The organism is Roseobacter sp. (assembly GCF_039970775.1).
In the GTDB taxonomy this organism is placed as follows: Bacteria; Pseudomonadota; Alphaproteobacteria; order Rhodobacterales; family Rhodobacteraceae; genus Roseobacter.
Map to the genome: position 1 here is coordinate 14,539 of NZ_JBDVLG010000049.1, position 26,904 is coordinate 41,442.

The window sequence follows — 26,904 nt, forward strand, 5'->3', positions numbered from 1 at the left end:
CTAAATCGGCAGCATGAATGTACAAGCCAATATCGACGCGTCGGAAACGACAGACACCGACACCCTCGCCTATCGCAGTGCAATCGATCGGGTGTTGAATTTACGTTCGCTGGTGATGCGCGTTGCTATTTGCGCCAGCCAGATGGCAACGGACCGATCTGACGGGGAACGTGCAACCCTGCAAAAAGAGGCGCAAACTCAGGCAGAACAACTGCGCCACACCTTGGACGTGTTGCGCGGGGATACTGTGTTTTCGTCCTTTCCCGAACAGCTCAGCATCTGGTTGGCCAGCGCCGTCAAGGATCAGCCGCAAAACCTGACGACCATCGGCCGCATGACCACAAAAACAGATGCGCTGTGCGAGGCTCTGGCCAAAGACGAAAACGTCGACACCCAAACATTGGACAGCTACATCGCCTTCAGTCAGGGTGACTTTTACGTGGCCGTCAGTGATCTCGTAGACCGCGTCTGGACCCAGATTGAGACAGAGCGCAAAGAGCAACTAGACCGGTCGTTGCAATCCGCCACCCGCCTTGGGGAAGACCTGCGCCGTTTGGAACGGATCGGGAAATATGTGCGTTCGATGTCGATCAACGCATCGGTAGAGGCATCGCGTGCGGGTGAAGCGGGCAAAGGGCTCGCTATTATCGCTCAGGAATTCAAAGTTCTGGCCGAAGAAGTGCAGCAACTGACCCTATCTGCCCGTCAAGATATCGAGACAATCGAAAACGGTTGACCCTGATTGCGTCACCAAACACGCCCAACCTTTCAATAAATGTCGGGGAACGGCCCCTGCGCGCAAGGATATGACGTATTTTTGTGCCTACGTGACATTTATTTTGCGCATAAGACGCTTGACGCCCCCCGGCACCGCTCATAATGTCTCTTCAGCATGAAGGGGCCTTTGGGTATGACACTGCTAGTCGTCAATGTAGGATATACGCGCTTGGGCCGGTAACGGTAGACCATCTTCTGACCCATGCGCCCCCGCCAAAAACGGGGGCTTTTTTATGTGTAACGCTAACAACCGGCCCCAAAGCGGCCACCACGGAGAAAATGATATGACACGGCAGATGTCCGGAGCAAAAATGATTGTCCAAGCCTTGATTGATCAGGGTGTGGACACCGTCTTTGGCTACCCCGGAGGCGCCGTGCTACCGATCTACGACGAGATCTTTCAGCAAAATTCGATCAAACATATTTTGGTGCGCCACGAACAAGGTGCCGTGCACGCTGCTGAAGGGTATGCGCGGTCGACGGGCAAACCGGGTGTTGCCTTGGTCACGTCTGGGCCGGGGGCCACAAATGCGGTCACCGGGCTGACAGATGCCCTGCTCGATTCGATCCCGCTGGTGGTTTTGACCGGCCAGGTGCCCACCTTCATGATCGGCTCTGATGCATTCCAAGAGGCCGACACCGTTGGCATCACCCGCCCCTGCACCAAACACAACTGGTTGGTCAAAGAAACCGACCGGCTTGCGGGCGTGATCCACGAAGCGTTCCATGTGGCCACCCACGGCCGCCCCGGTCCTGTGTTGGTCGACATCCCCAAAGACGTGCAATTCGCCACCGGCACATATGAAAAACCGCAACCGTCGGTGTCGCATTACCAGCCCCAATTGAAGGGCGACATGGATGCGATCACCGAACTGGTCGCCGCTCTCGAAACCGCCAAAAAACCGATTTTTTACACCGGCGGGGGGGTTATCAATTCGGGCCCGGCCGCCAGCCAATTGTTGCGCGAACTGGTCGCGGCCACCGGCTTTCCTATCACCTCGACGTTGATGGGGCTGGGGTGCTACCCTGCGTCGGACGAACATTGGTTGGGTATGCTGGGCATGCACGGGCTTTATCAGGCCAATATGGCGATGCATGATTGCGACCTGATGATCAACATTGGCGCGCGGTTTGATGACCGGATCACCGGCCGGCTCGATGCGTTCAGCCCAAATTCGATCAAGGCGCATATCGATATTGATCCGTCATCGATCAACAAGGTGATCAAAACCGACATCCCGATTGTGGGCGATGTGGGGCATGTGCTGGAAGACATTCTCAAGGTGTGGAAATCGCGCGGCCGCAAGACCAACTCAGAGGCCGTGGCGCAGTGGTGGCGCGAAATCGAGAGCTGGAAGGCTATCGATTGCCTCAAATTCACCCAACAGGGTAAGGTTATCAAACCGCAACATGCGCTGGCGCGGCTTGAAGAGCTGACCAAAAAACACGACCGTTATATCTGCACCGAAGTCGGCCAGCATCAGATGTGGGCCGCGCAATATCTCGGGTTTGAAGATCCGAACCGCTGGATGACTTCCGGTGGGTTGGGCACCATGGGGTATGGGTTTCCGTCGTCCATCGGCGTGCAAATGGCGCACCCCGATGCCTTGGTGATCAACGTGGCCGGCGAAGCGAGTTGGCTGATGAACATGCAAGAGATGGGCACAGCCGTGCAATATCGCCTGCCCGTCAAACAGTTCATCCTCAACAACGAGCGCCTTGGCATGGTGCGGCAATGGCAAGAATTGCTGCACGGCGAGCGGTATTCACAATCGTGGTCCGAAGCCTTGCCCGATTTCGTGAAACTGGCCGAAGCCTTTGGTGCTAAGGGTATTATCTGCTCTGACCCCGATGATCTCGACGACGCGATCATCGAGATGATCACCCATGACGGGCCGGTCATATTCGATTGTTTGGTCGAAAAGCACGAGAACTGCTTCCCTATGATCCCGTCGGGCAAAGCGCACAACGAAATGTTGTTGGGCGAGGCGCAGACCCAAGGTGTGATTGATAGCGAGGGGAGCGTTTTGGTGTGAGAGATCGCGCCTCCGGCCCTCGGGCCCTGTCCCTCAGGGCGCGTCTCTGACACACATTCAAACCGGAACGTCTGCGGTACTGCAGAAAATTGATGAAAGGATAGTAGCGCGATGTCTCCGCTCAAAATCAAAAAAGGCGCAACCAGCCATTCGGCCTATAACCTTCGCCCCACGTTCTCGGATGTCATCGAACGTCACACCCTGGCGGTTTTGGTTGAAAATGAACCCGGCGTTTTGGCACGCGTTATCGGGTTGTTCGCGGGGCGCGGTTACAACATCGACAGTTTAACCGTCGCTGAGGTGGATCACACCGGACATCTCAGCCGCATTACCATCGTGACCTTTGGCACGCCGCAAGTGATTGAGCAGATCAAGGCCCAGTTGGGGCGGATCGTACCGGTGCATGACGTGCATGACCTGACCGTCGAAGGCGCCAGCGTGGAGCGCGAATTGGCCATGTTCAAGGTCACGGGCACGGGCGAAAAACGGGTCGAAGCGCTGCGTCTTGCGGATATTTTCCGCGCCAGTGTCGTCGACAGCACGCTAGAAAGCTTCATCTTTGAGATCACCGGCGCACCCGAAAAGATTGATGCGTTTGCTGATCTGATGCGACCCTTGGGGTTGACGGATGTCGCGCGAACAGGCGTCGCGGCCCTGTCACGCGGCGAATAGCGCCTTACGCTTTTGACACACGCAAACACTCTTGTCGCGCAGTCTTGGTGCGCGGCTCGAACGGAATAATCTTCGCCGACCCACTTGGCTGGTCTATCTCGGGCATCGTCCGACGCAACGCATCCGGCAAACCAGCGCTCGTCTGATCAAGCACGAGGCGTGGGTTGTGCGCACGGCGCATGGACGCCTCGACTTCCATATCAAACTGCACGACATCGCCTGCGTCAAAAAACGCATCGCGCCAAAATATGTCATCAGTGGAATTCAAAAACGCCAAATCGCCCTGATCTTCACACCAAATAACCGCTTTGCGGTCTGATGCATCGCTCCAAAGAACAACTCCTATCATGATCGTTTCCTATCCTTCTGCTTACCTATATTGGTACCAAGAAGTTAATACATCAGCACATGATAAAATCAGCACCGCACGCTTGGAATTTGTGTCGCGGTGATCTAAGAATGACACAATTGAGGACTAACGTTGATGCTAACTAGCGACAAAGCTAGATTTCAGCTATAATTTCTCGGCATTTCCCGCCATACTGGTGGGTATACCGATGCCGCAAAAAAGGCAGGGGACCATCAATGTCATTGACCGCCAGATCACCCGCGCAGTTGCGCAGCATGTTTGGGGCCAATCTACGGACCTTGGCTTCGGACTATACGTCCGTTTCAGCTTTGGCGCGTGACTTGGGGATCAACCGGACCCAATTCAATCGCTACCTCAGCGGTGAGAGCTTTCCCCGCCCAGATGTTCTGGCCCGTATTTGCACGTTTTTCGGCGTTGACGCCCGCGTGCTGCTGGAACCTGTTGATCAGATTTCGCCCGGCACCGGCCCAATATCGAGCGAATACCTGCGCGATTTTATGGGCCCTACGGTTCAACCGATTTCTGAAGAGGACCTTCCCAGCGGGTTTTATCATTTTGCGAGGCGCAGCTTTGTTCGCAATGACCAATACGTGCGCGGCATTATTTTGATAAAAAGAGACGGTGAGAACACTTTCGTCCGCGGCTATGAACCCAAAATGGCGATGGCGATGCAGGGGATCCCGGCTGATGCGCGCGCCCGTGAATATCGCGGCTTTGTCATGCAAATCGAAGACGGGTTCGCCGCGACAGTGGCGCGCCGCAACGGCATGACCGCATCGTTCAACTACCTCAGCCGGGTGACATCGTTTCAAAACAACTTTTGGGTAGGGTATGTGGCGCGTACGGTGCGCGAGAATTCATCGAGTATCCGCATGACCCGCCTCGTCTACGAATACCTCGGACCAAACGCGAAAAACGCGCTTAGATTTGCACGCACCGCAGGGTTTTGCACGTTGGATGACCTTATGCCATTTCACCAAAGACTGCTGCAACCCAAAGACAGCTTCCGCTGATTGCCGCCCCCTAACCCTGCCCCACACCGGGTTAAGGCGTGGTCAGCAACAGCCGATACAAATGCCACGATGCGTGCCCCAACCATGGCAGCACAATCACCAACCCCAAAAACCCGGGCACGATTGCGGCAAAGCTGAGGCATGCGATCACCGCCGCCCATATCAACATCACCGCAGGCGACCGCCGTACGATCCCGATGCTGGTGATCATGGCGGTGATGAAATCGATCTCGCGATCGAGCAAGAGCGGCAGGCCGATCACCGACATGCTGTAAATCAATAGCGCAAACACCCCACCAACAAGCGTGCCAAAACCCAGCATGCTCAGCCCGTTCAAGGTCACAAATACCTCGTAAGACGTTGATATATTGGTCATTGTCGATAGTCCGAGGAAAAGCGCAAAGATCATATGGCCCAAGAAAAACCAGAACATAAAGATGACCACTATCATGGTGCAAAGAGACGGCAATTGCCGCAGACGTTGCTGCCAAATGACGCCGAAAACCGCGCGCGCGGGCACGGCCATGCCCAGTTCTAACCGTCGCGACACCTCATATAGCCCCACGGCGGCGAACGGTCCGAGCAAGGGAAACCCGATGGCGGCCAGCACCAGCCAAAACGTGTGCCCGGTCGCCACTGTTACGCCGATCATGACCCACCCGGCGAGAATGTAAAAACACGCGAATATCAGCCCGTAAACCGGATGGCGGCGGAAATCTTGCGCGCCGCGCTTTAACGCTTCGGGCAGATCTTCAAACCGAGCCGCGCGTAATTCGGGTGCGCCGATATCCAACTGCGCTGTGGCAGATTGCGCCATGGTGATTCCTCCTTGTCCTCCGCAACAAAGTAGACACCACATGTTGCCGCAATAGCTAGCCCCGAGGGTCAGCCATTTTGCGCTTCGGCACGCGATTTACCAGACACATCCAACGCCAGCGTCGCGGCCATCAACCCATCTAAATCGCCATCCAACACACCTTTGGTGTCGGACGTCTCAAAGTTGGTGCGCAGGTCTTTCACCATCTGGTAGGGCTGTAAAACATACGACCGGATCTGGTTGCCCCACCCCGCATCGCCCTTGTTTTCATGCGCTTCGTTGATGGCTTCATTGCGCCGATCAAGCTCGAGCTGGTAGAGCCGTGATTTCAAGGCCTTCATGGCGATATCGCGGTTCTGGTGTTGTGATTTTTCAGAACTGGTCACCACGATCCCGGTGGGGTGGTGGGTGATCCGTACCGCAGAATCGGTGGTGTTTACGTGCTGCCCACCCGCCCCGGAAGACCGGTAGGTATCGATCCGAATATCGGCGGGGTTTACGGCGATGTCGATATTGTCATCCACCACCGGGTAGACCCAAACCGATGTGAACGACGTGTGCCGTTTTGCCGCCGAATCGAACGGTGAAATCCGGACTAACCGGTGCACGCCGCTTTCGGATTTCAGCCAGCCATAGGCATTGAGACCGCTGATCTTGTAGGTGGCCGATTTGATACCCGCCTCTTCGCCCGCGCTTTCGGATTGCAGTTCGACCTTGTAGCCCTTCTTTTCGGCCCACCGCACATACATGCGCGCCAACATATTGGCCCAATCGCAGCTTTCGGTGCCGCCCGCACCCGCGTTGACCTCAAGGAAGGTGTCATTGGCGTCGGCCTCGCCATCCAGCAACGCCTCTAGTTCCTTTTGCGCGGCGGTGATTTCCAATGCCTTCAGCGCGGTCTCTGCCTCGTCGACAACCTCTGCGTCGTCTTCCATTTCGCCCAGCTCGATCAGCTCGATATTGTCGGAAAGCTCTTGCTTGATGCCATCATAGACCGCTAGCGCATCCACCAACATCTGCCGGTCGCGCATCAGGGTTTGCGCGGCCTCGGGGTTGTCCCACAGGCTGGGGTCTTCGACCCGCGCGTTGAATTCCTCAAGCCGGTACGGCGCGGTTTCCACATCGAGCCGCTGCGCCAGCAGATCCAGCGACTTCTCGATCTTTTCTACAGTGTTTTGGGCGTCAGCACGCATGGTATTGGCCTTTGGCGTTAGGTCTGAGCGCTGTGATAGACCAGCCCCCTGCCCGCAGCAAGCACCCCGCTAATAAAGACCGCCCGAACTCAGCGTTCCAAAATCGGCCTTGGGGCCAACCGTGGCGCTTTCGCCGGTGGATGTGGTGACCTGTTCGGTTTGACGGCTGCCCAATTCCTCGATCAAAGGCAGGTTTTGCCCCATCGCAAACCCACCGTCATAGGTGATCCCGAAAATGGGCTGTTCGCCCTGACGGAAATATTCGGCCACAACCGCGTCACCCGTCGCATCAGGGCTCAGACGGGCGCCGGTGAACCGATCAATTTTGATGAATTGACCACCGGGTGGCACTTCGAATGGGCCGCCGCCGTATTTCTGTGTGGCTTCTTCCATGAACCGTTGAAACACCGGGCCGCACATGGTGCCCCCCGCCGCGCCGCGCCCCATGCTGCGTGGTTGATCGTAGCCTATATAACACCCGGCCACGATGTTGCTGGTGAACCCGATGAACCACACGTCTTTGGCGTCATTGGTTGTGCCTGTTTTGCCCGCCGTCGGCACCGGCAGGTTGACCGTGCGCGATGCGGTGCCGCGATCCACCACGCCGCGCATCATCGATGTCAGCTGATACGCGGTGATCGGATCCATCACCTGTTCGCGGTTAGAGATGATATTCGGCGCCACGCCCACATCCAGACGCGGCACGGCGCAGTCAAAACACTGGCGATCGTCGTGGCGGTAGATCGTTTTGCCGTACCGGTCCTGCACCCGGTCAACCAATGTGGGCTGCACCCGTTCGCCGCCATTGGCAAACATCGCGTAGGCTGCAACCATCTGGTATAACGTCGTTTCTTCGGATCCAAGCGAGTTCGCAAGGAACGTTCCCATATTGTCGTACACGCCAAAACGTTCGGCGTAATCGGCCACCAGATCCATGCCAATTTGTTGTGCCAGCCGGATCGTCATCAGGTTCCGCGACCGTTCAATGCCGGTGCGCAGGGGCGTTGGGCCATAAAATTCACGGCTGGAATTGCGCGGGCGCCATAGGCCTTGCGGCGTGTTTACCTCAATCGGCGCATCCACAACGATGGTCGCGGGCGAATACCCACTGTCGAGAGCGGCAGCATACACAAAGGGCTTAAAGCTCGATCCGGGCTGCCGTTTGGCTTGGGTGGCGCGATTAAACACGCTGGATTGATACGAAAACCCGCCCTGCATCGCGATCACCCGGCCGGTGTTGACGTCCATCGCGACAAAGCCGCCCTGCACTTCGGGCACCTGCCGCAGCGACCAACGCACGAACGTTCCGTCATCGTCGGACGTGATCGCGCGCACATGCACCACATCGCCGACCTCAAGCAGGTCGCCCGCCACTTTTGCCTGGTTGCCGGTGCTGCCATCCTGCGCCCGTTTACGCGCCCAGGTCACATCTTGCGCCGCGATGTAATGGCCATCGTCGTCTTCGGCCACGCCTTCGATCCCGATGCGCGCATCGTTGTTGCCCACCGAAAGCACGACCGCCGGATACCAAGGCCCTTCCAGATCAATGTCGCGCGCCATATCTGTGTCGGCCAGTGCTGCGCGCCAATTGTCTTCGCCGTCCAGTTCGGAAGGGTCAATTTTGATCCGCGGTTCGCGCCATAGCCCCCGGCCGCGGTCATATTTCTCCAGCTCTTGCTGCAAGGAATTGGCCGCCAGCGGCTGCAATTCTTGATCAATCGTCGCGCGCACGGTCAAGCCGCCGGTGAAAAATTCACCCTCGCCAAAGTTATCCGTCAGCTGACGGCGGATTTCATCGGTGAAATAATCACGCGGCGGCAGTTCTGCCTTAAAGCTCTCGAAGTCACCGTTTTGCACAGACCGCAGCGGCGCGTTTAATTCCGTGATCAGCGCGGCCTGGGTGATATAGCCGTTTTCCATCATCTCTTTGAGGACGAAATTGCGCCGGGCCAGAAGGCGCTCTTTTTGCCGGACCGGGTGATAATCACTGGGCGCTTTGGGCAGGGACGCCAAAAACGCGGCTTCGTGCGGGGCCAGATCATTCAGCGGTTTGTTGAAATAGGTTTGGCTGGCCGCAGCAACGCCATAGGAATTTTGGCCTAGAAAAATCTCGTTCAGGTACAGTTCAAGAATGCGCTCTTTGCTTAGGGTTTCTTCCAACCGCGCCGCCAAAATGATCTCTTTGATCTTGCGTTCGGCGTGGCGGTCGCCCGACAGCAGGAAGTTTTTCATCACCTGTTGCGTGATCGTCGAGGCCCCGCGCACGTCCTGCCCCCGCGATGCCACCGCATCATAGGCGGCCGCCGCGATCCCGCGCAGATCATACCCGTCGTGTTGATAAAAATTCTTGTCTTCGGCAGAGATAAACGCCTGTTTGACCAGATCGGGGATGGTTTCGGCCGGGGCAAACAGCCGCCTTTCCTTGGCAAATTCGTCGATGATCTGCCCTTGGCCTGAATAAATCCGGCTGATCGTCGGGGGGGCGTATTGCGCCAATGATTCGTGGCTGGGCAGGTCGCGGCCATACATCCAGAAAATCGCGCCCACCGTCAGCGCCACCATAGCGATGGCCATGGTAACCATCGTGAAAATACCGCCAAAAAACGATAGAATGAACCGCAACACTGTTTAGATACGCCTTATTTGAAACTTGTTCGGTACATATAGAGAGTGCGCCCGCCCCCGTCAAAACACGAAACCACATAGCGCTGGCCAAAACCTGCCGGAATAGGGTTATTGACGGACCAAGGGGCGCTTGGCGTCATCGCCATCGCGCCATGCCAGCACAGACCGCACGATACCCGTGACCATGCGCACACGCCACGTCGGGTCACGTAGGTTCTTGAGGTCCCGCGCGCTGGACAAAAACCCCACCTCGACCAAAACCGACGGGATATCGGCCGATTTCAGCACCGAAAACCCCGCCGAACGCAGGGGGCGGTTGTTCATCGGGCCGCCTGCCTCTGTCAGCCCATCCACCAAGGCCCGCGCCAAAGCCTGCGACCGAGGTTCTGTTTCCTGACGCGCCAGATCCAACAGCACGCTGGCCACTTCGTCGTCAGATCCGGTCAAATCTGTGCCTGCGATCACATCTGCACGGTTGTGACGTGCGGCCAGATGCGCGGTTGCGGTGTCACTGGCGGCATCCGACAGGGTATAAATCGTGGCCCCCTGCGCGCCGCCCTGACTAAGCGCATCCGCATGCAGCGACAAAAACAGATCTGCACCCACCTGATGCGCCAACGCCACGCGCCCCTCAAGCGACACAAACACATCACGGTCGCGGGTCAGGATCACGTCCATATCATCGGCCCGCAGCAACGCTTCGCGCAGTTCCAGCGCCATCTGCAACATCAGTTTCTTTTCGTTGTGACCTTCGCGTTCTGCGCCCGGATCAACCCCGCCGTGGCCGGGATCAAGGACCACCACAAATCGGTCGTCGGCCACCGGTGCCGCCAGATCATACGCCGGCGGGTCCGGCCACAGCGCATTTTGAGGCGCGCCGGACCGCGCAGCAAATTCGGCCTCGGTGACGTCTTTGAACCCCATCTGCAACAACGCCCGCCCGGTCGTGTCGTCGATTGTCATACCGATATCGTCGGGCACCACCGGTTTGGTCAACGTCGCAACCAGCCGCGACCAACCCGGTTGAAAATTCCCAAACCGGATACTGCTTAGCGGCCCCTGCTCTTGGTGCAGATCGTCGGCCCGCACGCCCGACCAATCGACCTCACGGAAATCGATGACCAAACGCCGTGGCGCATCCAACGTGAACACCCGAAACGGCACGCCTTGACTAAGAGACAACGCAAAGCTCGCGCCCCCCAGCCAGCCCGTTTCAACGCCGCTTTGGGTGACGTCGACGCGCGCGATGGCCGACAGATCCTGCGCAGGCGCACAGGTCGCGGTGAACAACGCGGCGGTCGCCACAGACATCAGGTACCGGATCATCAACGACTGCGCCCTTCGGTTTTTTGCCAAGGTACCAAAACCAAACGGACGGGGGAATCCCCGTTCAGCGCCGGTTCATAAAATCTTTGAGCCGCTGCAGCCCTTCGATCATGTCGGCAGTGCTGCGCGCATAGGAAAACCGCAACGTGGTGTGCCCGCGCGCCTGATCAAAATCCAACCCCGGCGTCACCGACACCCCCGCCTGTTCCAGAATTTCGGCGGCAAAGGCGCGGCTGTCTGTCGTCAGATCTGACACATCGGCATAGACGTAAAACGCGCCATCAGGCGGTGCGATTTTGGTAAAGCCCGCATCGCGCAGCCCGTCCAACATCAACAGCCTATTGGCGCTATACACATCCAGATTGCCTTGCAGTTCATCGCCTGCGTCCATCGCGGCCAATGCGGCGATCTGGCTGGCATGCGGGGCGCAGATAAACATGTTTTGGGCGATCCGTTCGACGATGCGCACGTGGTCTTCGGGCACCACCATCCAGCCCACGCGCCACCCCGTCATAGAGAAATATTTGGAGAACGAATTGATGACATAGGCGTCATCGGTGATCTGCAGCGCGGTGACGGCTTTGGCCTCGTATTCGATGCCGTGGTAGATTTCATCGGAAATAAACGCAGCACCCTGCGCTTGGGTGGCCTCTATCAGGTGCCGCATGGCGGGCGCATCCAGCATGGTGCCCGTGGGGTTCGCAGGCGACGCGACCAACAGCCCCGCCAGATCAAGCCCCGCAAAATCCTGCGCCACGGGTTGGTACCGGTTTTCCAACGCGGTGGGCAAATCCACCGGTTGTAGATCCATCGCGCGCAGGATTTGCCGGTAGCTGGGATACCCCGGCGCGCCGATGCCCACCTTGTCGCCAGTATCAAACAGCGCCGTAAAGCTTAGCAAAAACCCGCCCGAAGACCCCGGCGTGATCACCACACGGTTTGGGTCCAGATCAACGTCGTACCAATCGCCGTACATTTTGGCGATCCGCGCGCGCAACGCAGGCAACCCCAATGCGACCGTATACCCCAGCGCATCGTCTTGCATCGCATGGGTCAACGCCTCGGTTGCGGCCTTGGGCGCGCCTGTGCCCGGTTGACCCACTTCCATATGAATAACGTGGCGTCCGGCGTCTTCCAGCCTGCGCGCGGCCTCCATGACATCCATCACAATAAAGGGATCGACCTTGGATCGCCTTGAACTACGCATCGTTTCGCTCCAACCTGTGTGTCATGGTCTTTCACCTGTTCTTCCGACTGGCGTCAATCCCGGCGTTTCTGATCTGGCTGCTGGCGGCTCCGCTGCAGGCACAAGGGCTGCTGCGCGATGCCGATCTGGAATACGGGTTGAAACAGCTGGCCACGCCGATTCTCAGTGCCGCAGGTCTAAGCCCGTCGCGGGTGAAGATCCTGGTGGTAAACGCCCCATCGCGCAACGCCTTTGTGGTCAGCAACGACGCTATATTTGTGCATTACGGGCTGATCAACCAAATGCAATCTGCGGCCATGCTGCAGGCGGTTCTGGCGCATGAGGCCGCCCATATCGCCAACGGGCATATCACCCGGCGCATGACCAATCTTGCCAGCGCGCGCACCGCGTCTGGCTTGGGGTTGGCGTTGGCGGCCGTGGCGGCGGTGGCCGGTGCAGGAGACGCGGCAGGCGGGATCGCGCTGGGGACACAAGGCTCGGCGCGGGCGCGGTTTCTCAAACACACACGCGCCGAGGAAGGCTCTGCCGATCAATCTGGCATCCGGTTTATGGCCTCCGCGGGCGTCGATCCACAGGGGATGGCCGATGTGCTCGATCTTTTTCGTGGCCAAGAAATTCTGGCAGAAACCCGCCAAGACGCCTACCTGCGCAGCCACCCTCTATCGCGGGACCGGCTGCGCGCAGTGCAGGGATTTGTCGCGGCCTATGGCAACACAGGCACCGAAGACCCATCTGCCGCCTATTGGTTTGAACGCGTCAAAGGCAAGTTAAACGCCTACACGAGATCCCCCAAATGGACCTTGGGCCGCCTCAAAGACAGCCCCTATGCTGACGTGCGGCTGCTGCGCGAGGCCATCGCAGAGCATCGCCAATCGCGTACCAAACAAGCCATGCGCGCCATAGACGCCGCCATTGCGCAGCGCCCCAATGACCCGTTCTTGCATGATCAACGCGGGCAAATACTGTTGGAAACCCGTAATTTTCAGGCGGCAACAGCGGCTTACGGGCGCGCGGTGCAATTGGCCCCCAATGATGCATTGCTGTTGTCGGGATATGGGGGCGCATTGCTGGCCTCTGGTGACATACGCCGCGCACGCAGTGTCTTAGAAAAAGCCCGCGGCATCGATTTTCGCGACGGGTCGATGTTGCGCGATCTGTCCGTCGCCTATGCCAAATCGGGCCAAAACGGCATGGCCGCTTTGGTGACCGCTGAACGCTATGCCCTTGCCGGACGTCTCAAAGACGCCGGTGTTCACGCCAAACGCGCCGTTGGATTGCTGTCCACCGGCGCCGCCCCTTGGCAACGCGCCCAGGATGTGTTGATTGCATCCGAACGCGCCGCAAAACGGAGATAACACAATGCTAAACCGCTTGATCCTACCTGCCCTTATGGCCGCGGCCCTGCCCGCTGCCGCATTGGACATCAACAGCATGACCCAAGAGGAGCGCGCAGTATTTGGCGCCGAGGTCCGATCCTATCTAATGGAAAACCCACAGGTGATCATGGAGGCGGTGCAAGCGTTGGAAAATCAGCAGGCCCAAGCGCAGGCACAGGCAGATTTGACCTTGGTGACAGATCACGCCAAAGCCATTTTTGACGATGGATTTTCCTACGTTGGCGGAAACCCTGATGGCGACATCACCATCGTCGAGTTCATGGATTACCAATGTGGGTATTGCAAACGCGCCTATGGTGAGCTTGAAAAACTGTTCGCCGCAGATGGTAACGTTCGCTTTATTATCAAAGAGTTCCCGATTTTGGGCGACCAATCTTTGCTGGCATCGCGCTATGTGATCGCCGCCAAGCAACTTGAAGGCGCCGAGGCTTATAAACCACTGCACGACGCCTTGATGACATTCAACGGCGACATCACGTTACGCGCGCTGAGACGTCTAGCCGATACTTATGGCCTAGACAGCACTGCGATCGAGGCACGTATGGACGACGACGCCGTCACCCAAGAAATCAGCCAAACCCGCGCACTGGCGCAACAATTGCGTGTCACCGGCACGCCTACATTTGTCGTGCAGGATGAAATGTTGCGTGGATATCTGCCCCACGATCAGCTGCGCGCGATCATCGAAGACAAACGGAAGCTGTGATAGAAACTGTGGGCGCAGCTATTCCGCGGCGCTCGCAGCGACCTCTTCGGCGTCAAGCTCTGCGGCTTTGCGTTCCACCTGTTCAACGATGTGTTCGACCATCTCGTCGTTGTTCATCTTGTGGCTTTGTTTGCCCGCCAGATACACCATGCCCGATCCGGCACCGCCACCTGTAAACCCAACATCGGTCATTAATGCCTCGCCGGGGCCGTTGACCACACACCCAATGATGCTCAAACTCATCGGTGTTTTGATGTGTTCGAGCCGCTTTTCCAGTTTTTCGACGGTTTTAATCACATCAAAACCTTGGCGCGCACAGCTGGGGCAACTGATGATGTTCACGCCGCGGTGGCGCAAACCCAGAGATTTCAGGATTTCATAACCCACCTTCACCTCTTCGACTGGGTCTGCCGACAGGCTCACACGAATGGTGTCTCCGATGCCCATCCACAACAGATTGCCCAGACCAATCGCAGATTTGATCGTGCCAGAGGTCAGCCCCCCCGCCTCGGTGATGCCAAGGTGAATAGGGGCGTCCGTTGCATCGGCCAATTGTTGGTATGCAGCGGCGGCCATGAACACATCAGATGCCTTGCAGCTGATTTTAAATTCATGAAAATCGTTGTCCTGCAGTATCTTGATATGGTCGAGGCCGGATTCGACCATCGCATCAGGGCAAGGTTCGCCATATTTGTCCAAAAGGTGTTTTTCCAGACTGCCCGCATTCACCCCGATCCGGATAGAACAGTTGTGATCGCGCGCCGCCTTGATGACCTCTTTGACCCGCTTTTCATCACCGATGTTACCGGGGTTGATCCGCAGGCAGGCCGCGCCAGCCTCTGCAGCCTCGATGCCACGTTTGTAGTGAAAATGGATATCCGCCACGAGAGGCACCGACACCTCGGGTACGATCTCACGCAGTGCCTTGGACGACGCCTCATCGGGAACCGAAACGCGCACGATATCCGCGCCCGCATCTGCCGCGGCCTGCACCTGCGCGATGGTACCTTTGACATCTGTCGTGAGAGTGTTTGTCATGGTTTGCACCGTGATGGGTGCGTCGCCCCCCACGGGCACATTACCCACCATAATTTGACGTGATGTTCGGCGGTAAATATTGCGCCACGGGCGCACGTGGTTCAGTGACATCAGCCTCTCCCCTGCCAAACAGATATGATGCCAAAATAGACAGTCACGCCGTCGGCTGCAATGGAAGCTTTTGCAGAAAAGGGTTGTTATTCGATCGGGGAAGACCGGGGTGTTTGCAACTCGACGACCGTTGTGGCCAAAGCTTCATCCGCACCGAGATCAGCGACCTCGTATCGGGTTTTCAGGGTATCAACTTCCAGCGGAAGTTTGGACGTAACCGTGCCCGTTTCACCCACTGGTCCGTAATACTCACCGCTTAGCGAGAAATAGATCGCACCGCTTTCGCCCGTCCGCAGAGTTGGGGGAACCTCAGACGCGGGCGCATCCCAGGTCTCTCCCGGCTCCATGATCGTCTCGAAAATCACCGTACCGTCTGCGGCCCTTACGCGCACCCATGACGGTCGCACAGCGACCATACGTAACGCAGGTCCCCGCTTTTCAACGACCTGCGGGACAGGTGCAGGTGCGGCTTCAAGCGCTGTCAAAATCTCTGTATCCAACACACCAGCCAAGCTGGGTTGTTGCGGTGCCGATTGCTCTTCGATAACGAACTGCGCGAAGCTACCAAAAGAACGCGGGTCAATTGTTGAAATCGGGGCGTCTCTGGCGACAAGAACCGGAACATCCAGTGCTTGTGGCCGGTAAAGCCGGTCCAACGCTTCTACGCGTGGTTCAGCCAATGCGCCGGGGGTACCTGCGGCCGCAGTGTCGTCTGGCGCAGCAGCCAAGACCCCATCGAGAGGGTCAAGATCGGATAGCACAATCGGCGTTTGCTCGACCGGTGCGACCTGAACGCGTTGCACTTCTTGAAGAACCGAATAGCCGCCAAACCCGATAGCGCCGATCAACGCCACCAACACAAGTGAAGACCCAACAGCGCTGGCTTCGATGCCAGAGAAAAAGCCTTCTCGGGTGGGGACGTAAGGCGTGCCTGGGCGGTTGAACATATCCGTGTCCATCGCACGAGCGGCACTGGCATCGCGCCCTGTTTTCTTGACGACCGACGCCTTAGAGGACATCCCATGCGCGACCGAAAAACCGCTTTCTTCGCAGAAAGTATCGAACGCCTCGTCAGGGTTCATCCCCAAATACCGCGCGTAAGATCGCACGTACCCAGCGATGAAACCCGGCGTGTCAAACGCATCCGGATCGCTGTTTTCGATGGCCGCGATGTACGCCGCCTTGATCCGCAGCTCACGCTGAACGTCAAGCAACGATTTACCCATCGTCGCACGCTCACCACGCATGATGTCGCCTAGTCGCAAGTCGAAGTCATCGAACGCTTTTTGTTCGACCTCATCCTGCACACTCTCAGAGTGCTTGCGCCCAATCATAGTCTGCCCCGTTTCTGCGTGCCTGCTCAATGCCTGCGCCAAACTTAGAATCATCCCCACGATTCGTATCTGACCTGTTGTTTATGCTAGGTTAACACAAGACAACTGCAATATCACACAGGACCGACCTAACCAGCAGCCTCGGCGCGATTCAGCGCACAATGTGACCACAAATTGTCCATCGCGTGCACCAAAGCATCGATCTCTTTGGGGCCGTGCACGGGTGACGGGGTAAACCGCAAGCGTTCGGTCCCCCGAGGGACCGTCGGATAGTTGATGGGTTGCACGTAAATCCCATGATCTTCCAACAACATATCGCTCAGCAACTTGGTATGGACCGGGTTGCCAACCATCACCGGTACGATGTGGCTGCCATGGTCGATAATCGGCATGCCCAGACCTTTAAGGCGCAACTTCAGGATTTTGGCCTGCGTCTGGTGCTGCTCACGCAATTCAGGCGCGGTTTTCAAAAACGCAACCGACGCCGCAGCCCCCGCCGCAACCGCCGGTGGCAAGGATGTGGTAAAGATGAATCCAGGCGCGTAAGACCTTATGGCATCACACATTTTTTCAGATGCAGCGATGTAGCCCCCCATCACACCAAACGCTTTGGCCAGGGTGCCATTGATGATATCCAACCGGTGCATCAGGCGATCACGCTCTGCCACACCAGCGCCCCGTGGACCGTACATACCGACGGCATGCACCTCGTCGATGTAGGTTAACGCACCGAATTCATCGGCCAGATCGCAGATCTCTTTGATTGGGCCAAAATCGCCATCCATCGAATAAATCGATTCAAATGCGATGATCTTTGGGGCATCCGGATCGTCAGCCGCCAACAATTCGCGCAGGTGTTCCACGTCATTGTGACGGAAAATACGCTTGGCGCCACCATTCCGGCGCACGCCTTCGATCATCGAGGCGTGGTTGCGTTCATCCGAGTAAATAATCAAACCGGAGAACAATTTCGGCAATGTCGACAGGGTCGCGTCATTGGCAATATAGGCAGATGTGAACAAAAGCGCGGCTTCTTTGCCGTGCAAATCGGCCAGTTCTGCCTCTAGGCGTTTGTGAAAAATCGTTGTGCCTGAGATATTCCGCGTGCCGCCAGACCCCGCGCCCGTCGCGTCAAGCGCCGCATGCATGGCATCCAGAACAACGGGGTTTTGCCCCATCCCAAGGTAGTCATTGCCGCACCATACGGTGACGTCTTGCTTGCTGCCATCCGGTCGCGTGCGCGCAGCATGAGGAAAGTGGCCATTGCACCGTTCGATATCAATAAACGTACGGTAGCGGCCTTCATCGTGCAGACGCGCGATGGCCTGATCCAGCTTGTCGTCGTAGTTCACCAGGTCTCTCCTCGGTTCGATCCTTGGCCGCGCGGCGCATTTGGAATCTTTCTAAACGCTAAATATAGTCCACGGTCTTAAGGTTCAATAACATTAAGGGGGGCACCATGTCGCAGCCTTGACCTAAATCAAATAAGCCAAAGTATCTAAAGGCGCTTTGGCGATGCGGCTTGCCCCTTTGCGCGCGGCTGCTAGGTTCCCACCAACCAAAAAGGAGCCCTCAATGTCACTTGATGCCGTATTGTCCCGAATCGATACCGATCTGCCCGCCGCAACCGACCGCCTACTGGATCTGCTGCGCATTCCGTCGATCTCTACCGACCCCGCGTTTAAGGACGATTGCGACACCGCCGCCGACTGGTTGGTCGATGACCTGAACAGCCTAGGCGTCCGCACCGAAAAACGCACAACACCGGGCCATCCGATGGTCGTTGGGCACATAGACGGCCCTGGCCCGCATCTGTTGTTTTATGGTCACTATGATGTGCAACCGGTTGACCCGATTGACCTTTGGGACAACGACCCCTTTGACCCGCGCATCGAAGACACAGCCAAAGGCCCGGTCATTCGGGGCCGCGGGTCGTCAGATGACAAAGGCCAGTTGATGACTTTCATTGAGGCCTGCCGCGCGTGGAAAGCCGTGCATGGCAGCCTGCCGTGCAAATTGACGTTCTTTTTGGAAGGCGAAGAAGAAAGCGGCTCGCCGTCACTGGTGCCGTTCATGCAGGCCCATGCAGACGAGTTGAAATCAGACCTCGCGTTGATCTGCGACACCGGCCTTTTCGAGAGTAAAACCCCAGCCATCGTCACCATGTTACGCGGGTTATTGGGCGAAGAAATCACCGTGACAGGCCCCAAAATCGATTTGCATTCGGGGATGTATGGCGGCATCGCGATGAACCCGATCCGCGCGCTAAGCAGTGTCGTGGCGGCCCTGCATGACGATACCGGACGCGTGACGGTGCCGGGGTTCTACGACGGCGTGCCCGAATTGCCCGATGCCATAGAGGCGCAATGGCAAGGGTTGTCCTTTGATCACGCCAGCTTTCTGGGCGACGTCGGCCTATCGACGCCTGCCGGCGAACAAGACCGCACCCCACTGGAAATGATCTGGTCGCGCCCCACCTGCGAGGTTAACGGGATCTGGGGCGGCTACACCGGCGATGGGTTCAAAACCGTGCTGCCATCCGCCGCCCATGCCAAGATCAGCTTCCGGCTGGTTGGCACGCAGGACCCTCTTGCGATTCGTGACAACTTCCGCGCCATGGTCCGCGATATGCTGCCATCCGATTGCGAGGTTACGTTTTCCGATCACGGCGCCAGTGCGGCATCCATGACCGAAACCGACGATCCCAGCTTTGAGGCCGCGCGCCAAGCCCTCAGCGAGGAATGGCAAGTGCCCGCAGCCTATGTCGGCTGTGGCGGGTCGATCCCAATTGCGGGGCATTTCCAATCCATTTTAGGGTCGACGCCCATGTTGATCGGGTTTGGCAAGGACGACGATGCGCTGCATTCCCCAAATGAAAAATACGACATGGAGAGCTTTCACAAAGGGATCCGCAGCTGGGCGCGCATTCTAGCCGCGTTGACATAATGACGCCTCACAGGGGGCCACACGGCCCCTTGTGTAGCGGTGGCGAACACCCCCACCAACCCGCCACGAACAGCCTGGAGCGCACAGCACATAGCCTTCAGACCCTCACGCAGGGATAGGTCGTGCGGATGACGCATCAGGGGTTTAAAATCATTCGGCCCGCCCCCTGAACGTGGCAGGCATATCGCGCAACTCTTTGTCTTAAAATGCAAAAAGGGACCCGAAGGTCCCTTTGAAGCAGCGGTGGCGCGGTTGACGGGGCTCGAACCCGCGACCCCCGGCGTGACAGGCCGGTACTCTAACCATCTGAGCTACAACCGCCCACTGCATCAGCGCGTCTTGTTGCGCGTTTGGGTGTATTATGCGGGGTATCGGGGCGCGTCAAGCGGCATAGCGAGCTGCACAGCACATTTTTTAAATTAATTTCATTTGCGGTCGAAAAAGGCCCCTTTCGCAGGGCGACACCCTTCGGCAATGTTGATGTGGGGCCGTCAGGGGCGCTGTCACGCGGACCATCGGTGTTTCGTGTCGCGTCGCACGCCAGGTCTGTTCAGATTGAGTGATGTGCTACGCTGATCTTAACACGCGCGCCCTGCCGTGCCAGACAACCCGCTTTGTGCAAAACGCACCAACCTTTGGCAGGTTCGGTTAAACGTCGGCCCCATCGGCGCGAGGTTCGGCATGCATTTGTGTCGCCTCGATCCGCCGGGCTGCCTGGTCCAGTCGCGCGGCAATATGGATGATTTCAGAGACATCGCCCGCCGGTTGATCAAGCGCCATTTCGTAAGCCGCATATTCGAGAAACTTTGCCGCGCACTCCATTGCACGCTGCACACGATACGGGTTGGACATCTCATCCAGCGCGGCAAATACCAGCTCTATACCCGCAGCTCCAGCGGGCGAATCGTCTTTCGGCACGGCCATGTCGCGTCCGTTCTCACCTTAGGCGCAGACGATTAAAAATCGCGTCGCGCTATCCCGCCTTGATGGCCACTGAACATGCGAGGTTCCCCCAAGGGCAACACCACAAAATCAGGACTATTCACGCCACCTTCGCTCACACTCTTAAAGATCACTCAACTTTAGGTGTAGACGGGTGTCAACCCAAAGAGGGAATGTATCGCCATTTTATTCTTATAAATCATCGCAGTGACCGGAAAGCGCTATTGCAATCGGCGCGGCTGCACCTTGGCCCGCAGACATGGTAGCGATTGCAAATCAGTCGACGCGAAATCCATACGCGCCGCGCAATTAATCAAATCAGCCACATCTGTAGCGGACTCTCTGCCCGCCATTTCAAACGCCGCAAATTCGATCAATCGTGATGCGATACCAAGGGCACTGCTTGTCCGAGCGGACGCAGGCAAAGTGCGCAGCACATCGATCAAAGATTCGACAGGGTCTTCCCCGGTTTGATCCATCGCAACATCGCGTTGCATGCCATCCTGTTTGCTCGCACCCATACCAGTCCCCTTTTTAATCCTAGTGATCATTCCGATCATTTTTCTAAGATGGACCACAGCACCCTATGGTTGGCAAGCCACAGTTTGTGGCAGCTGTTGCCTCATCTTCGAGCAGAAAAAGAACTTGAAAAACATGACACAGCTTCCGACATCACAGAACCGTGTATGAAAATGGTGGGTCGTGAGAGGCTCGAACTCCCGACATCTTCGGTGTAAACGAAGCGCTCTACCAACTGAGCTAACGACCCGATGCGGGCGTATTAGCCAATGACGCGACGGGCTTCAAGCCCCTATCGTTAGCTGATGCATTTTGCCGTGCTCTAAATGGTAAATGACACCCTGCCCGCCCGGCAAATCACCAATTTCACTGATATCTCGGCCCAGTAAAACCAACCTAAGCATGCGCGACGTGATCCCATGCGTGACCAAAATGGACGGCTTGGATAGGTCGGTTAAGAACTCATGGCACCTGCGGTGTAATGCGGCGAATCCTTCACCGCCGGGGGCCATCCGGTACAGTTCCAGCGCGCTTTCTTCGCTCTGATCTTGGGGCTGGGTCAATGGAAGGTCCACGCGGTACAGGCCCTCCCATGCGCCAACACCGATTTCCATCAGACGGGTATCGGTTTCGATACAGGGTGCGATGCCTTCCAGCGCGATGGCAGCGGTGTGAAACGCCCGCCCCTGCGGACTACTAAGCGCCCCAAACCCAGACAAGTCGCGCGCCTGCAGGATGCCGCGTTGCGCCCGCGCCTGATCGCGGCCTAAATCGGTTAGTCGAGAGTCCAACCGTCCTTGGATCCGCAATTGCGCATTCCATTCAGTCTGGCCGTGGCGCAGAATATAAACAGGTGGAAACACGTCGTGATGACTCATTTTGTTCGGAAATTACGCGGCGCAAGCACTGTCCCCTATGGATGGGGATATGGTGGGTGATAAGAGATTTGAACTCCTGACATCTTCGATGTGAACGAAGCGCTCTACCACTGAGCTAATCACCCGCGCGCCGTGATTTATCTAAAGCAACACATGCATGCAAGTGACTAAGAAGAATAATTGTATATTCGACAATGAACCGACGCATCATTTCCCAAACCAACGCTCTCCTTGCACATATGTTGTGGTTTGCATGAGGATACGCGGCCCAGGTATTGGGACATTCTATCCACTTGAACGGACCTTGAGTGCTGCACTTCGATAAAATTGCAGTCGGTTTTGGGTGGTTTTAGACGTCAAGACGACGAAACGCGGCCAGCGAGGGCCGCGTTTCTTGTCAAGTTAATGCGCGGTCGCGGCATCGCCCGGCTCGCTGGATCCAGCTAAGGCTGCGGCGGCGGCTTCTTCGGCTTCCTGATCCCATTCAATCGCTTCCGGTTCGGACACCAACGCATACATGAGCACTTCAGACACGTGAGTGACAGGAATAATCTCCAATCCCTCTTTCACATTGTCCGGTATTTCCGGGAGATCTCTGGCGTTTTCTTGCGGAATGAGCACGGTTTTGATGCCACCACGGAGTGCCGCCAAGAGTTTTTCCTTTAGTCCTCCGATTGGCATTGCATTGCCGCGTAACGATACCTCGCCTGTCATCGCGATATCTTTGCGGACTGGGATTTTGGTGAGGACTGAAACAATCGACGTCACCATTGCAAGGCCAGCACTTGGGCCATCTTTTGGTGTGGCGCCGTCGGGGACGTGTACATGAATGTCGATCTTGTCAAATTGCGGTGGTTTAACGCCAATCTGTGGGCTGATCGAACGCACATAACTCGACGCCGCATCGATCGACTCCTTCATCACATCGCCCAATTTACCTGTCGTCTTCATCCGCCCCTTACCCGGCAAACGCAGCGCCTCAATGCTTAGCAACTCACCACCAACAGACGTATAGGCCAGGCCAGTCACAACCCCGATCTGGTCCTCTTTTTCCGCCAAGCCATAGCGATATTTCTTCACGCCAAGGAACTCTTCGATATTTTCGCCCGAGACGGCCACCTCTTCGGCTTCCTTTTTAACAATCTTCGTCAAAGCCTTCCGTGCGACTTTAGCGATCTCCCGCTCCAGGTTCCGGACACCTGCCTCACGGGTGTAGGTGCGGATCATCTCCGTAATCGCGGCCTCTTCTAGACTGAATTCCTTGGCTTTCAACCCGTGGTTTTTCACCTGCTTCGGTAACAGATGCTGCGTCGCAATCTCACGTTTTTCATCCTCGGTGTAGCCTGCCAAAGAGATGATCTCCATCCGGTCAAGCAATGGACCTGGCATGTTATAGCTGTTGGATGTCGTCAGAAACATCACGTTGGAAAGGTCGTACTCGACTTCTAAATAGTGGTCCACAAATGAAGAATTTTGTTCTGGATCAAGCACTTCCAACATCGCAGATGCAGGATCGCCTCGAAAATCCTGGCCCATTTTATCGATCTCATCGAGCAAAATAAGCGGGTTGGTTGTTTTCGCCTTTTTCAGAGCCTGAATGATCTTGCCGGGCATAGACCCGATATACGTACGACGGTGTCCGCGTATCTCGGACTCGTCCCGAACGCCACCAAGCGAAATGCGTATAAATTCACGCCCCGTCGCCTTAGCGACTGATTTACCAAGTGACGTCTTGCCGACTCCGGGCGGGCCAACGAGGCACATGATCGGCCCCTTCAGCTTGCTGGACCGTTGTTGCACAGCGAGGTATTCGACAATGCGCTCTTTGACTTTCTCCAACCCATAATGATCGTCATCCAAGACTTTTTGCGCGCGTCCCAGATTTTTGTTCACCCGAGACTTCACGCCCCACGGAATCGACAACATCCAGTCAAGGTAGTTGCGCACCACAGTCGCTTCGGCTGACATTGGGCTCATATTTTTGAGCTTTTTGATCTCAGCGTCCGCTTTCTCGCGGGCCTCTTTACTCAGTTTGGTCTCAGCGACTTTGGCTTCAAGCTCGGCAACCTCATTTTTACCGTCCTCGCCATCCCCAAGCTCTTGCTGAATCGCCTTCATCTGTTCGTTCAGATAATACTCACGTTGGGTCCGCTCCATTTGAGACTTCACACGTGTTTTGATTTTCTTCTCGACTTGCAGCACAGACATTTCGCCCTGCATCAAGCCATATACTTTCTCCAAACGCTCCGAGACGCTGAGTGTCTCCAGAAGGTCTTGTTTTTGATGGACCTCAATGCCCAGATGGCCCGCAACCAAGTCGGCTAATTTTGCAGGTTCGGTCGATTCTCCAACCGCCGCAAGCGCCTCTTCGGGGACGTTTTTCTTAACCTTTGCATACCGCTCAAATTCATCTGATACAGTGCGCAACAACGCTTCGGTCGTTGCCACATCACCAGGCATCTCGGTCAGGTACTCAGCGCGCGCCTCGAAGAAATTATCGTTTTCCAAGTATTCAGCGATACGCACACGCGCCTGCCCCTCGACCAATACCTTGACGGTACCGTCCGGCAGTTTCAGCAACTGCAACACGTTGGCCAAAACGCCCGCTTTGTAGATGCCATCGTTATCAGGGTCATCAACGCCCGGGTCGATCTGGCTGGACAGCAAAATCTGTTTGTCGTCCGCCATGACCTCCTCTAGGGCACGAACCGATTTTTCGCGACCGACGAAGAGAGGGACAATCATGTGAGGGAAAACCACAATATCGCGCAACGGCAATACCGGGTACGAGGCGTTTAAGGGCTCTTGCATGCTCTATCCTTGTTATTGGCAAGACGGTTCCGGCCCCGCATACGCAGCAACACTCGACCGTCTCCGGGATCAGATGATACAGGTGGGGCGGCGCCGCCCTGAAATCAACCTCACCGTCAATTTTGACTGGCCACAACATGGCCAGTGAACGCCCGAATCACAAGACTACAATTGGCCTACCCTGCCAACCAACATGCATCATCCAACGACTTGGTTGTCAGACAACGACACCGACAAAGACGACACCCGCGACGAGAGCGTCTTAACCTCATCCGCAATGACCGAAAAACCCTTACCCGCATCGCCCACGCGCGCGGCTTCGATGGAAGCGTTCGTCGCGACCATATTGATGACGCGGCCGATTTTGCCAATTTCCGTCGCGATTGCGCTGGTATGATCATCCACGTTTGACCGGTCTTTGTCGGTCAGTTCCAGAAAAAAGTCGCCGAGCTTAGAGCACAACTTACTCACACCACGGCTCACCCGCACACAACACAGGTCATACATGTTGTCGGCAGGGCGAAATCCACGCACTTCTTCTTTGGTGATGGTGCAGCGGCTCAACATGCGATGCAATTCATCCACAGATGCCATGACTTCATCTTTTTGCCGTGCCAGCTCTTCTGGCAATTGCACATCATGTGGAGCGAGCTGCTCGCCCACCATATTTTGTAACGTTCGCCAGCCTTGTTCGACAACTTTCGCTGCACCCGCGAGATCCTGAACCGTGACGTTGCTGTCTGCTTCGTCAAACGTTTCCATATGGTAAATCAGGATTTCCATAGCGGCCACGCGCAGTGGCGAAATTGTTGACAAGATCAGGTTTAGCGTTTGGTCGCGCGACAGGTCCCCGTCTTGCATTCGTTTATCCGATTTCGACGACATCTCTGCACCTCTAACTCTTACTCAGCCCTCATATAGTCCCTTGGATATTAAGCATGTCTTAAACCCCACCCCACCAAAACAGAAAATTCGTAAAAAATGCCACACTCACAACGGTGCGATGTCTCCTTGCGCGCGCCCTGCGTGAAAATCTGATTCCCATTGTGCAAACTGCCCCTGCGCAATCGCCGTTCGCATCCCCTGCATAAGATCCTGATAATACGTCAGGTTGTGCCACGTCAGCAGCATCGACGAAATAATCTCTTGGCTGCGGAACACGTGGTGCAGGTAGGCGCGCGAATAACTGCGGCACGCCGGGCAACGGCAGTCTTCGTCCAGCGGGCGTGGGTCATCTGCGTGGCGCGCGTTCTTGATATTGACCACACCGCGGCGGGTGAACACCTGCCCCGTGCGTCCTGATCGGCTGGGCAAAACGCAATCCATCATATCAATGCCCCGCGCCACGGCCCCCACGATATCATCGGGTTTACCGACCCCCATCAGATAGCGCGGTTTATCGACCGGCAATTGCCCCGTCGCGAAATCCAGACACCCAAACATGGCCTCTTGGCCCTCACCCACGGCCAGCCCGCCCACGGCATACCCATCAAACCCGATCTCGGTCAGGGCTGCGGCACTTTCGGCGCGGAAATCTTCCTCCAAGCCCCCCTGCTGGATGCCAAACAGCGCATGCCCCGGCCGGTCGCCAAAGGCATCACGCGACCGCTGCGCCCAGCGCATCGACAAACGCATGCTCTCAGAGATCGCCGCGCGATCCGCAGGCAGCGCAGGGCATTCATCAAAACACATCACAATATCAGACCCCAACAGGCGCTGGATCTCCATTGACCGTTCTGGCGTGATCTCGTGTTTGGAGCCATCAATATGGCTTTTGAACGTCACGCCACGTTCGGTCAGCTTGCGCAAGGCGGCCAAGCTCATCACCTGAAACCCGCCAGAATCCGTCAAAATCGGGCGCTCCCAGTTCATGAAACGGTGCAGCCCCCCCAACCGGTCAATGCGTTCCGCCGTCGGTCGCAACATCAAATGATAGGTATTACCCAGCAAAATATCGGCCCCCGTCTCGCGGACGGACCCGGGCATCATCGCCTTGACGGTGGCGGCGGTGCCCACGGGCATAAAGGCGGGCGTGCGAATATCCCCACGCGGAGTGGAAATCACCCCGGTGCGGGCCTGGCCATCGGTGGCCTGCAGATCAAAGGAAAAACTCATGCCGTTCGTTTGGCGCAAATCCCGCGCCATTCCAACCCCCTTGATACATGCGGCCCTTCCGATACGCCGCG

The 26,904-nt window shown here is 56.8% G+C and carries 22 protein-coding genes and 3 tRNA genes; 8 read left to right on the forward strand and 17 right to left on the reverse strand.

Annotated elements, in window-relative coordinates:
* Window positions 1-13: 13 nt before the first annotated feature.
* From ABJH13_RS12105 to ABJH13_RS12125, 5 genes are all read left to right on the forward strand, one after another.
* Complete coding sequence (locus ABJH13_RS12105) at window positions 14-736, forward strand: methyl-accepting chemotaxis protein (RefSeq protein ID WP_348406471.1); 723 nt, start codon at window positions 14-16, stop codon at window positions 734-736.
* Window positions 737-1,061: 325 nt separating this feature from the next.
* Window positions 1,062-2,813 carry an acetolactate synthase 3 large subunit gene (locus tag ABJH13_RS12110; protein WP_348406472.1) on the forward strand — a complete coding sequence of 584 codons (1,752 nt, stop codon included), beginning with the start codon at window positions 1,062-1,064 and terminating at the stop codon, window positions 2,811-2,813.
* 111 nt (window positions 2,814-2,924) lie between these two features.
* Window positions 2,925-3,485 carry an acetolactate synthase small subunit gene (ilvN, locus tag ABJH13_RS12115; protein ID WP_348406473.1) on the forward strand — a complete coding sequence of 187 codons (561 nt, stop codon included), beginning with the start codon at window positions 2,925-2,927 and terminating at the stop codon, window positions 3,483-3,485.
* Window positions 3,486-3,516: 31 nt separating this feature from the next.
* Window positions 3,517-3,804: a hypothetical protein gene (locus tag ABJH13_RS12120; RefSeq protein WP_348406474.1), complete on the forward strand. Its 288-nt coding sequence runs from the start codon at window positions 3,517-3,519 to the stop codon at window positions 3,802-3,804.
* A gap of 266 nt (window positions 3,805-4,070) precedes the next feature.
* Window positions 4,071-4,868, forward strand: a complete 798-nt coding sequence (locus ABJH13_RS12125) for a helix-turn-helix transcriptional regulator (protein WP_348406475.1) — start codon at window positions 4,071-4,073, stop codon at window positions 4,866-4,868.
* A 31-nt stretch (window positions 4,869-4,899) separates the two neighbouring features.
* On the opposite strand, the gene ABJH13_RS12130 is transcribed toward ABJH13_RS12125, so the two are convergent.
* From ABJH13_RS12130 to ABJH13_RS12150, 5 genes are all read right to left on the reverse strand, one after another.
* Window positions 4,900-5,685: a DUF2189 domain-containing protein gene (locus ABJH13_RS12130; protein ID WP_348406476.1), complete on the reverse strand. Its 786-nt coding sequence runs from the start codon at window positions 5,683-5,685 to the stop codon at window positions 4,900-4,902.
* A 68-nt stretch (window positions 5,686-5,753) separates the two neighbouring features.
* On the reverse strand, window positions 5,754-6,878 hold the full coding sequence (gene prfB / locus ABJH13_RS12135) for a peptide chain release factor 2 (protein WP_348406477.1): 1,125 nt from the start codon (window positions 6,876-6,878) through the stop codon (window positions 5,754-5,756).
* Between the two features lie 69 nt (window positions 6,879-6,947).
* Window positions 6,948-9,503, reverse strand: a complete 2,556-nt coding sequence (locus ABJH13_RS12140) for a PBP1A family penicillin-binding protein (RefSeq protein WP_348406478.1) — start codon at window positions 9,501-9,503, stop codon at window positions 6,948-6,950.
* Window positions 9,504-9,611: 108 nt separating this feature from the next.
* The gene (locus tag ABJH13_RS12145) at window positions 9,612-10,829 is read right to left on the reverse strand and encodes an N-acetylmuramoyl-L-alanine amidase (protein WP_348406479.1); all 1,218 of its coding nucleotides are present in this window, start codon (window positions 10,827-10,829) and stop codon (window positions 9,612-9,614) included.
* Window positions 10,830-10,893: 64 nt separating this feature from the next.
* Window positions 10,894-12,036: an aminotransferase class I/II-fold pyridoxal phosphate-dependent enzyme gene (locus tag ABJH13_RS12150; RefSeq protein WP_348406480.1), complete on the reverse strand. Its 1,143-nt coding sequence runs from the start codon at window positions 12,034-12,036 to the stop codon at window positions 10,894-10,896.
* On the opposite strand from ABJH13_RS12150, the gene ABJH13_RS12155 reads away from it, so the two are divergent.
* Together ABJH13_RS12155 and ABJH13_RS12160 are read left to right on the forward strand one after the other, a co-directional pair.
* On the forward strand, window positions 12,024-13,391 hold the full coding sequence (locus ABJH13_RS12155) for a M48 family metalloprotease (RefSeq protein WP_348406481.1): 1,368 nt from the start codon (window positions 12,024-12,026) through the stop codon (window positions 13,389-13,391). The two genes, ABJH13_RS12150 and ABJH13_RS12155, sit on opposite strands and share 13 nt — an antisense overlap.
* A 4-nt stretch (window positions 13,392-13,395) precedes the next feature.
* Window positions 13,396-14,139 carry a DsbA family protein gene (locus ABJH13_RS12160; protein WP_348406482.1) on the forward strand — a complete coding sequence of 248 codons (744 nt, stop codon included), beginning with the start codon at window positions 13,396-13,398 and terminating at the stop codon, window positions 14,137-14,139.
* 18 nt (window positions 14,140-14,157) lie between these two features.
* Here ABJH13_RS12160 and ispG read toward each other — a convergent pair whose 3' ends face one another.
* The 3 genes from ispG to hemA all read right to left on the reverse strand — a co-directional run bounded on the left by ispG (window position 14,158) and on the right by hemA (window position 17,974).
* The gene (gene ispG / locus ABJH13_RS12165; protein ID WP_348406483.1) at window positions 14,158-15,288 is read right to left on the reverse strand and encodes a flavodoxin-dependent (E)-4-hydroxy-3-methylbut-2-enyl-diphosphate synthase; all 1,131 of its coding nucleotides are present in this window, start codon (window positions 15,286-15,288) and stop codon (window positions 14,158-14,160) included.
* Window positions 15,289-15,374: 86 nt separating this feature from the next.
* On the reverse strand, window positions 15,375-16,622 hold the full coding sequence (locus ABJH13_RS12170) for a RodZ domain-containing protein (protein WP_348406484.1): 1,248 nt from the start codon (window positions 16,620-16,622) through the stop codon (window positions 15,375-15,377).
* Window positions 16,623-16,750: 128 nt separating this feature from the next.
* Window positions 16,751-17,974 carry a 5-aminolevulinate synthase gene (gene hemA, locus ABJH13_RS12175; RefSeq protein ID WP_348406485.1) on the reverse strand — a complete coding sequence of 408 codons (1,224 nt, stop codon included), beginning with the start codon at window positions 17,972-17,974 and terminating at the stop codon, window positions 16,751-16,753.
* A gap of 223 nt (window positions 17,975-18,197) precedes the next feature.
* On the opposite strand from hemA, the gene ABJH13_RS12180 reads away from it, so the two are divergent.
* Window positions 18,198-19,568 carry a M20/M25/M40 family metallo-hydrolase gene (locus tag ABJH13_RS12180; protein WP_348406486.1) on the forward strand — a complete coding sequence of 457 codons (1,371 nt, stop codon included), beginning with the start codon at window positions 18,198-18,200 and terminating at the stop codon, window positions 19,566-19,568.
* A gap of 244 nt (window positions 19,569-19,812) precedes the next feature.
* Here ABJH13_RS12180 and ABJH13_RS12185 read toward each other — a convergent pair.
* From ABJH13_RS12185 to tgt, 9 genes are all read right to left on the reverse strand, one after another.
* Window positions 19,813-19,889: transfer RNA gene (locus ABJH13_RS12185), tRNA-Asp, on the reverse strand.
* 327 nt (window positions 19,890-20,216) lie between these two features.
* Window positions 20,217-20,492, reverse strand: a complete 276-nt coding sequence (locus tag ABJH13_RS12190; RefSeq protein WP_348406487.1) for a hypothetical protein — start codon at window positions 20,490-20,492, stop codon at window positions 20,217-20,219.
* Between the two features lie 239 nt (window positions 20,493-20,731).
* Window positions 20,732-21,031 (reverse strand): hypothetical protein, encoded by a 300-nt coding sequence (locus tag ABJH13_RS12195; protein ID WP_348406488.1) that lies wholly within the window; start codon window positions 21,029-21,031, stop codon window positions 20,732-20,734.
* A 172-nt stretch (window positions 21,032-21,203) separates the two neighbouring features.
* Window positions 21,204-21,279, reverse strand: a tRNA-Val gene (locus tag ABJH13_RS12200).
* Between the two features lie 34 nt (window positions 21,280-21,313).
* On the reverse strand, window positions 21,314-21,892 hold the full coding sequence (locus ABJH13_RS12205; protein WP_348406489.1) for a histidine phosphatase family protein: 579 nt from the start codon (window positions 21,890-21,892) through the stop codon (window positions 21,314-21,316).
* A 65-nt stretch (window positions 21,893-21,957) separates the two neighbouring features.
* Window positions 21,958-22,032: transfer RNA gene (locus ABJH13_RS12210), tRNA-Val, on the reverse strand.
* A 277-nt stretch (window positions 22,033-22,309) separates the two neighbouring features.
* The gene (gene lon / locus ABJH13_RS12215) at window positions 22,310-24,718 is read right to left on the reverse strand and encodes an endopeptidase La (RefSeq protein WP_348406490.1); all 2,409 of its coding nucleotides are present in this window, start codon (window positions 24,716-24,718) and stop codon (window positions 22,310-22,312) included.
* 198 nt (window positions 24,719-24,916) lie between these two features.
* Complete coding sequence (locus ABJH13_RS12220; RefSeq protein ID WP_348406491.1) at window positions 24,917-25,579, reverse strand: methyl-accepting chemotaxis protein; 663 nt, start codon at window positions 25,577-25,579, stop codon at window positions 24,917-24,919.
* Between the two features lie 129 nt (window positions 25,580-25,708).
* Window positions 25,709-26,833 (reverse strand): tRNA guanosine(34) transglycosylase Tgt, encoded by a 1,125-nt coding sequence (tgt, locus tag ABJH13_RS12225; protein WP_348406604.1) that lies wholly within the window; start codon window positions 26,831-26,833, stop codon window positions 25,709-25,711.
* Window positions 26,834-26,904 lie beyond the last annotated feature (71 nt).

Coding starts and splice junctions, on each gene's coding strand:
- ABJH13_RS12150 (WP_348406480.1), bottom strand. CDS start 12,036: ATGCGTAGTTCAAGGCGATCCAAGGTCGATCCCTTTATTGTGATGGAT.
- lon (WP_348406490.1), bottom strand. CDS start 24,718: ATGCAAGAGCCCTTAAACGCCTCGTACCCGGTATTGCCGTTGCGCGAT.
- tgt (WP_348406604.1), bottom strand. CDS start 26,833: ATGAGTTTTTCCTTTGATCTGCAGGCCACCGATGGCCAGGCCCGCACC.
- ABJH13_RS12180 (WP_348406486.1), top strand. CDS start 18,198: ATGTCACTTGATGCCGTATTGTCCCGAATCGATACCGATCTGCCCGCC.
- ABJH13_RS12195 (WP_348406488.1), bottom strand. CDS start 21,031: ATGGGTGCGAGCAAACAGGATGGCATGCAACGCGATGTTGCGATGGAT.
- ABJH13_RS12145 (WP_348406479.1), bottom strand. CDS start 10,829: ATGATCCGGTACCTGATGTCTGTGGCGACCGCCGCGTTGTTCACCGCG.
- ABJH13_RS12220 (WP_348406491.1), bottom strand. CDS start 25,579: ATGCAAGACGGGGACCTGTCGCGCGACCAAACGCTAAACCTGATCTTG.
- ilvN (WP_348406473.1), top strand. CDS start 2,925: ATGTCTCCGCTCAAAATCAAAAAAGGCGCAACCAGCCATTCGGCCTAT.
- ABJH13_RS12190 (WP_348406487.1), bottom strand. CDS start 20,492: ATGGCCGTGCCGAAAGACGATTCGCCCGCTGGAGCTGCGGGTATAGAG.
- ABJH13_RS12160 (WP_348406482.1), top strand. CDS start 13,396: ATGCTAAACCGCTTGATCCTACCTGCCCTTATGGCCGCGGCCCTGCCC.
- ABJH13_RS12170 (WP_348406484.1), bottom strand. CDS start 16,622: ATGATTGGGCGCAAGCACTCTGAGAGTGTGCAGGATGAGGTCGAACAA.
- ABJH13_RS12130 (WP_348406476.1), bottom strand. CDS start 5,685: ATGGCGCAATCTGCCACAGCGCAGTTGGATATCGGCGCACCCGAATTA.
- prfB (WP_348406477.1), bottom strand. CDS start 6,878: ATGCGTGCTGACGCCCAAAACACTGTAGAAAAGATCGAGAAGTCGCTG.
- ispG (WP_348406483.1), bottom strand. CDS start 15,288: ATGTCACTGAACCACGTGCGCCCGTGGCGCAATATTTACCGCCGAACA.
- ABJH13_RS12110 (WP_348406472.1), top strand. CDS start 1,062: ATGACACGGCAGATGTCCGGAGCAAAAATGATTGTCCAAGCCTTGATT.
- ABJH13_RS12105 (WP_348406471.1), top strand. CDS start 14: ATGAATGTACAAGCCAATATCGACGCGTCGGAAACGACAGACACCGAC.
- ABJH13_RS12125 (WP_348406475.1), top strand. CDS start 4,071: ATGTCATTGACCGCCAGATCACCCGCGCAGTTGCGCAGCATGTTTGGG.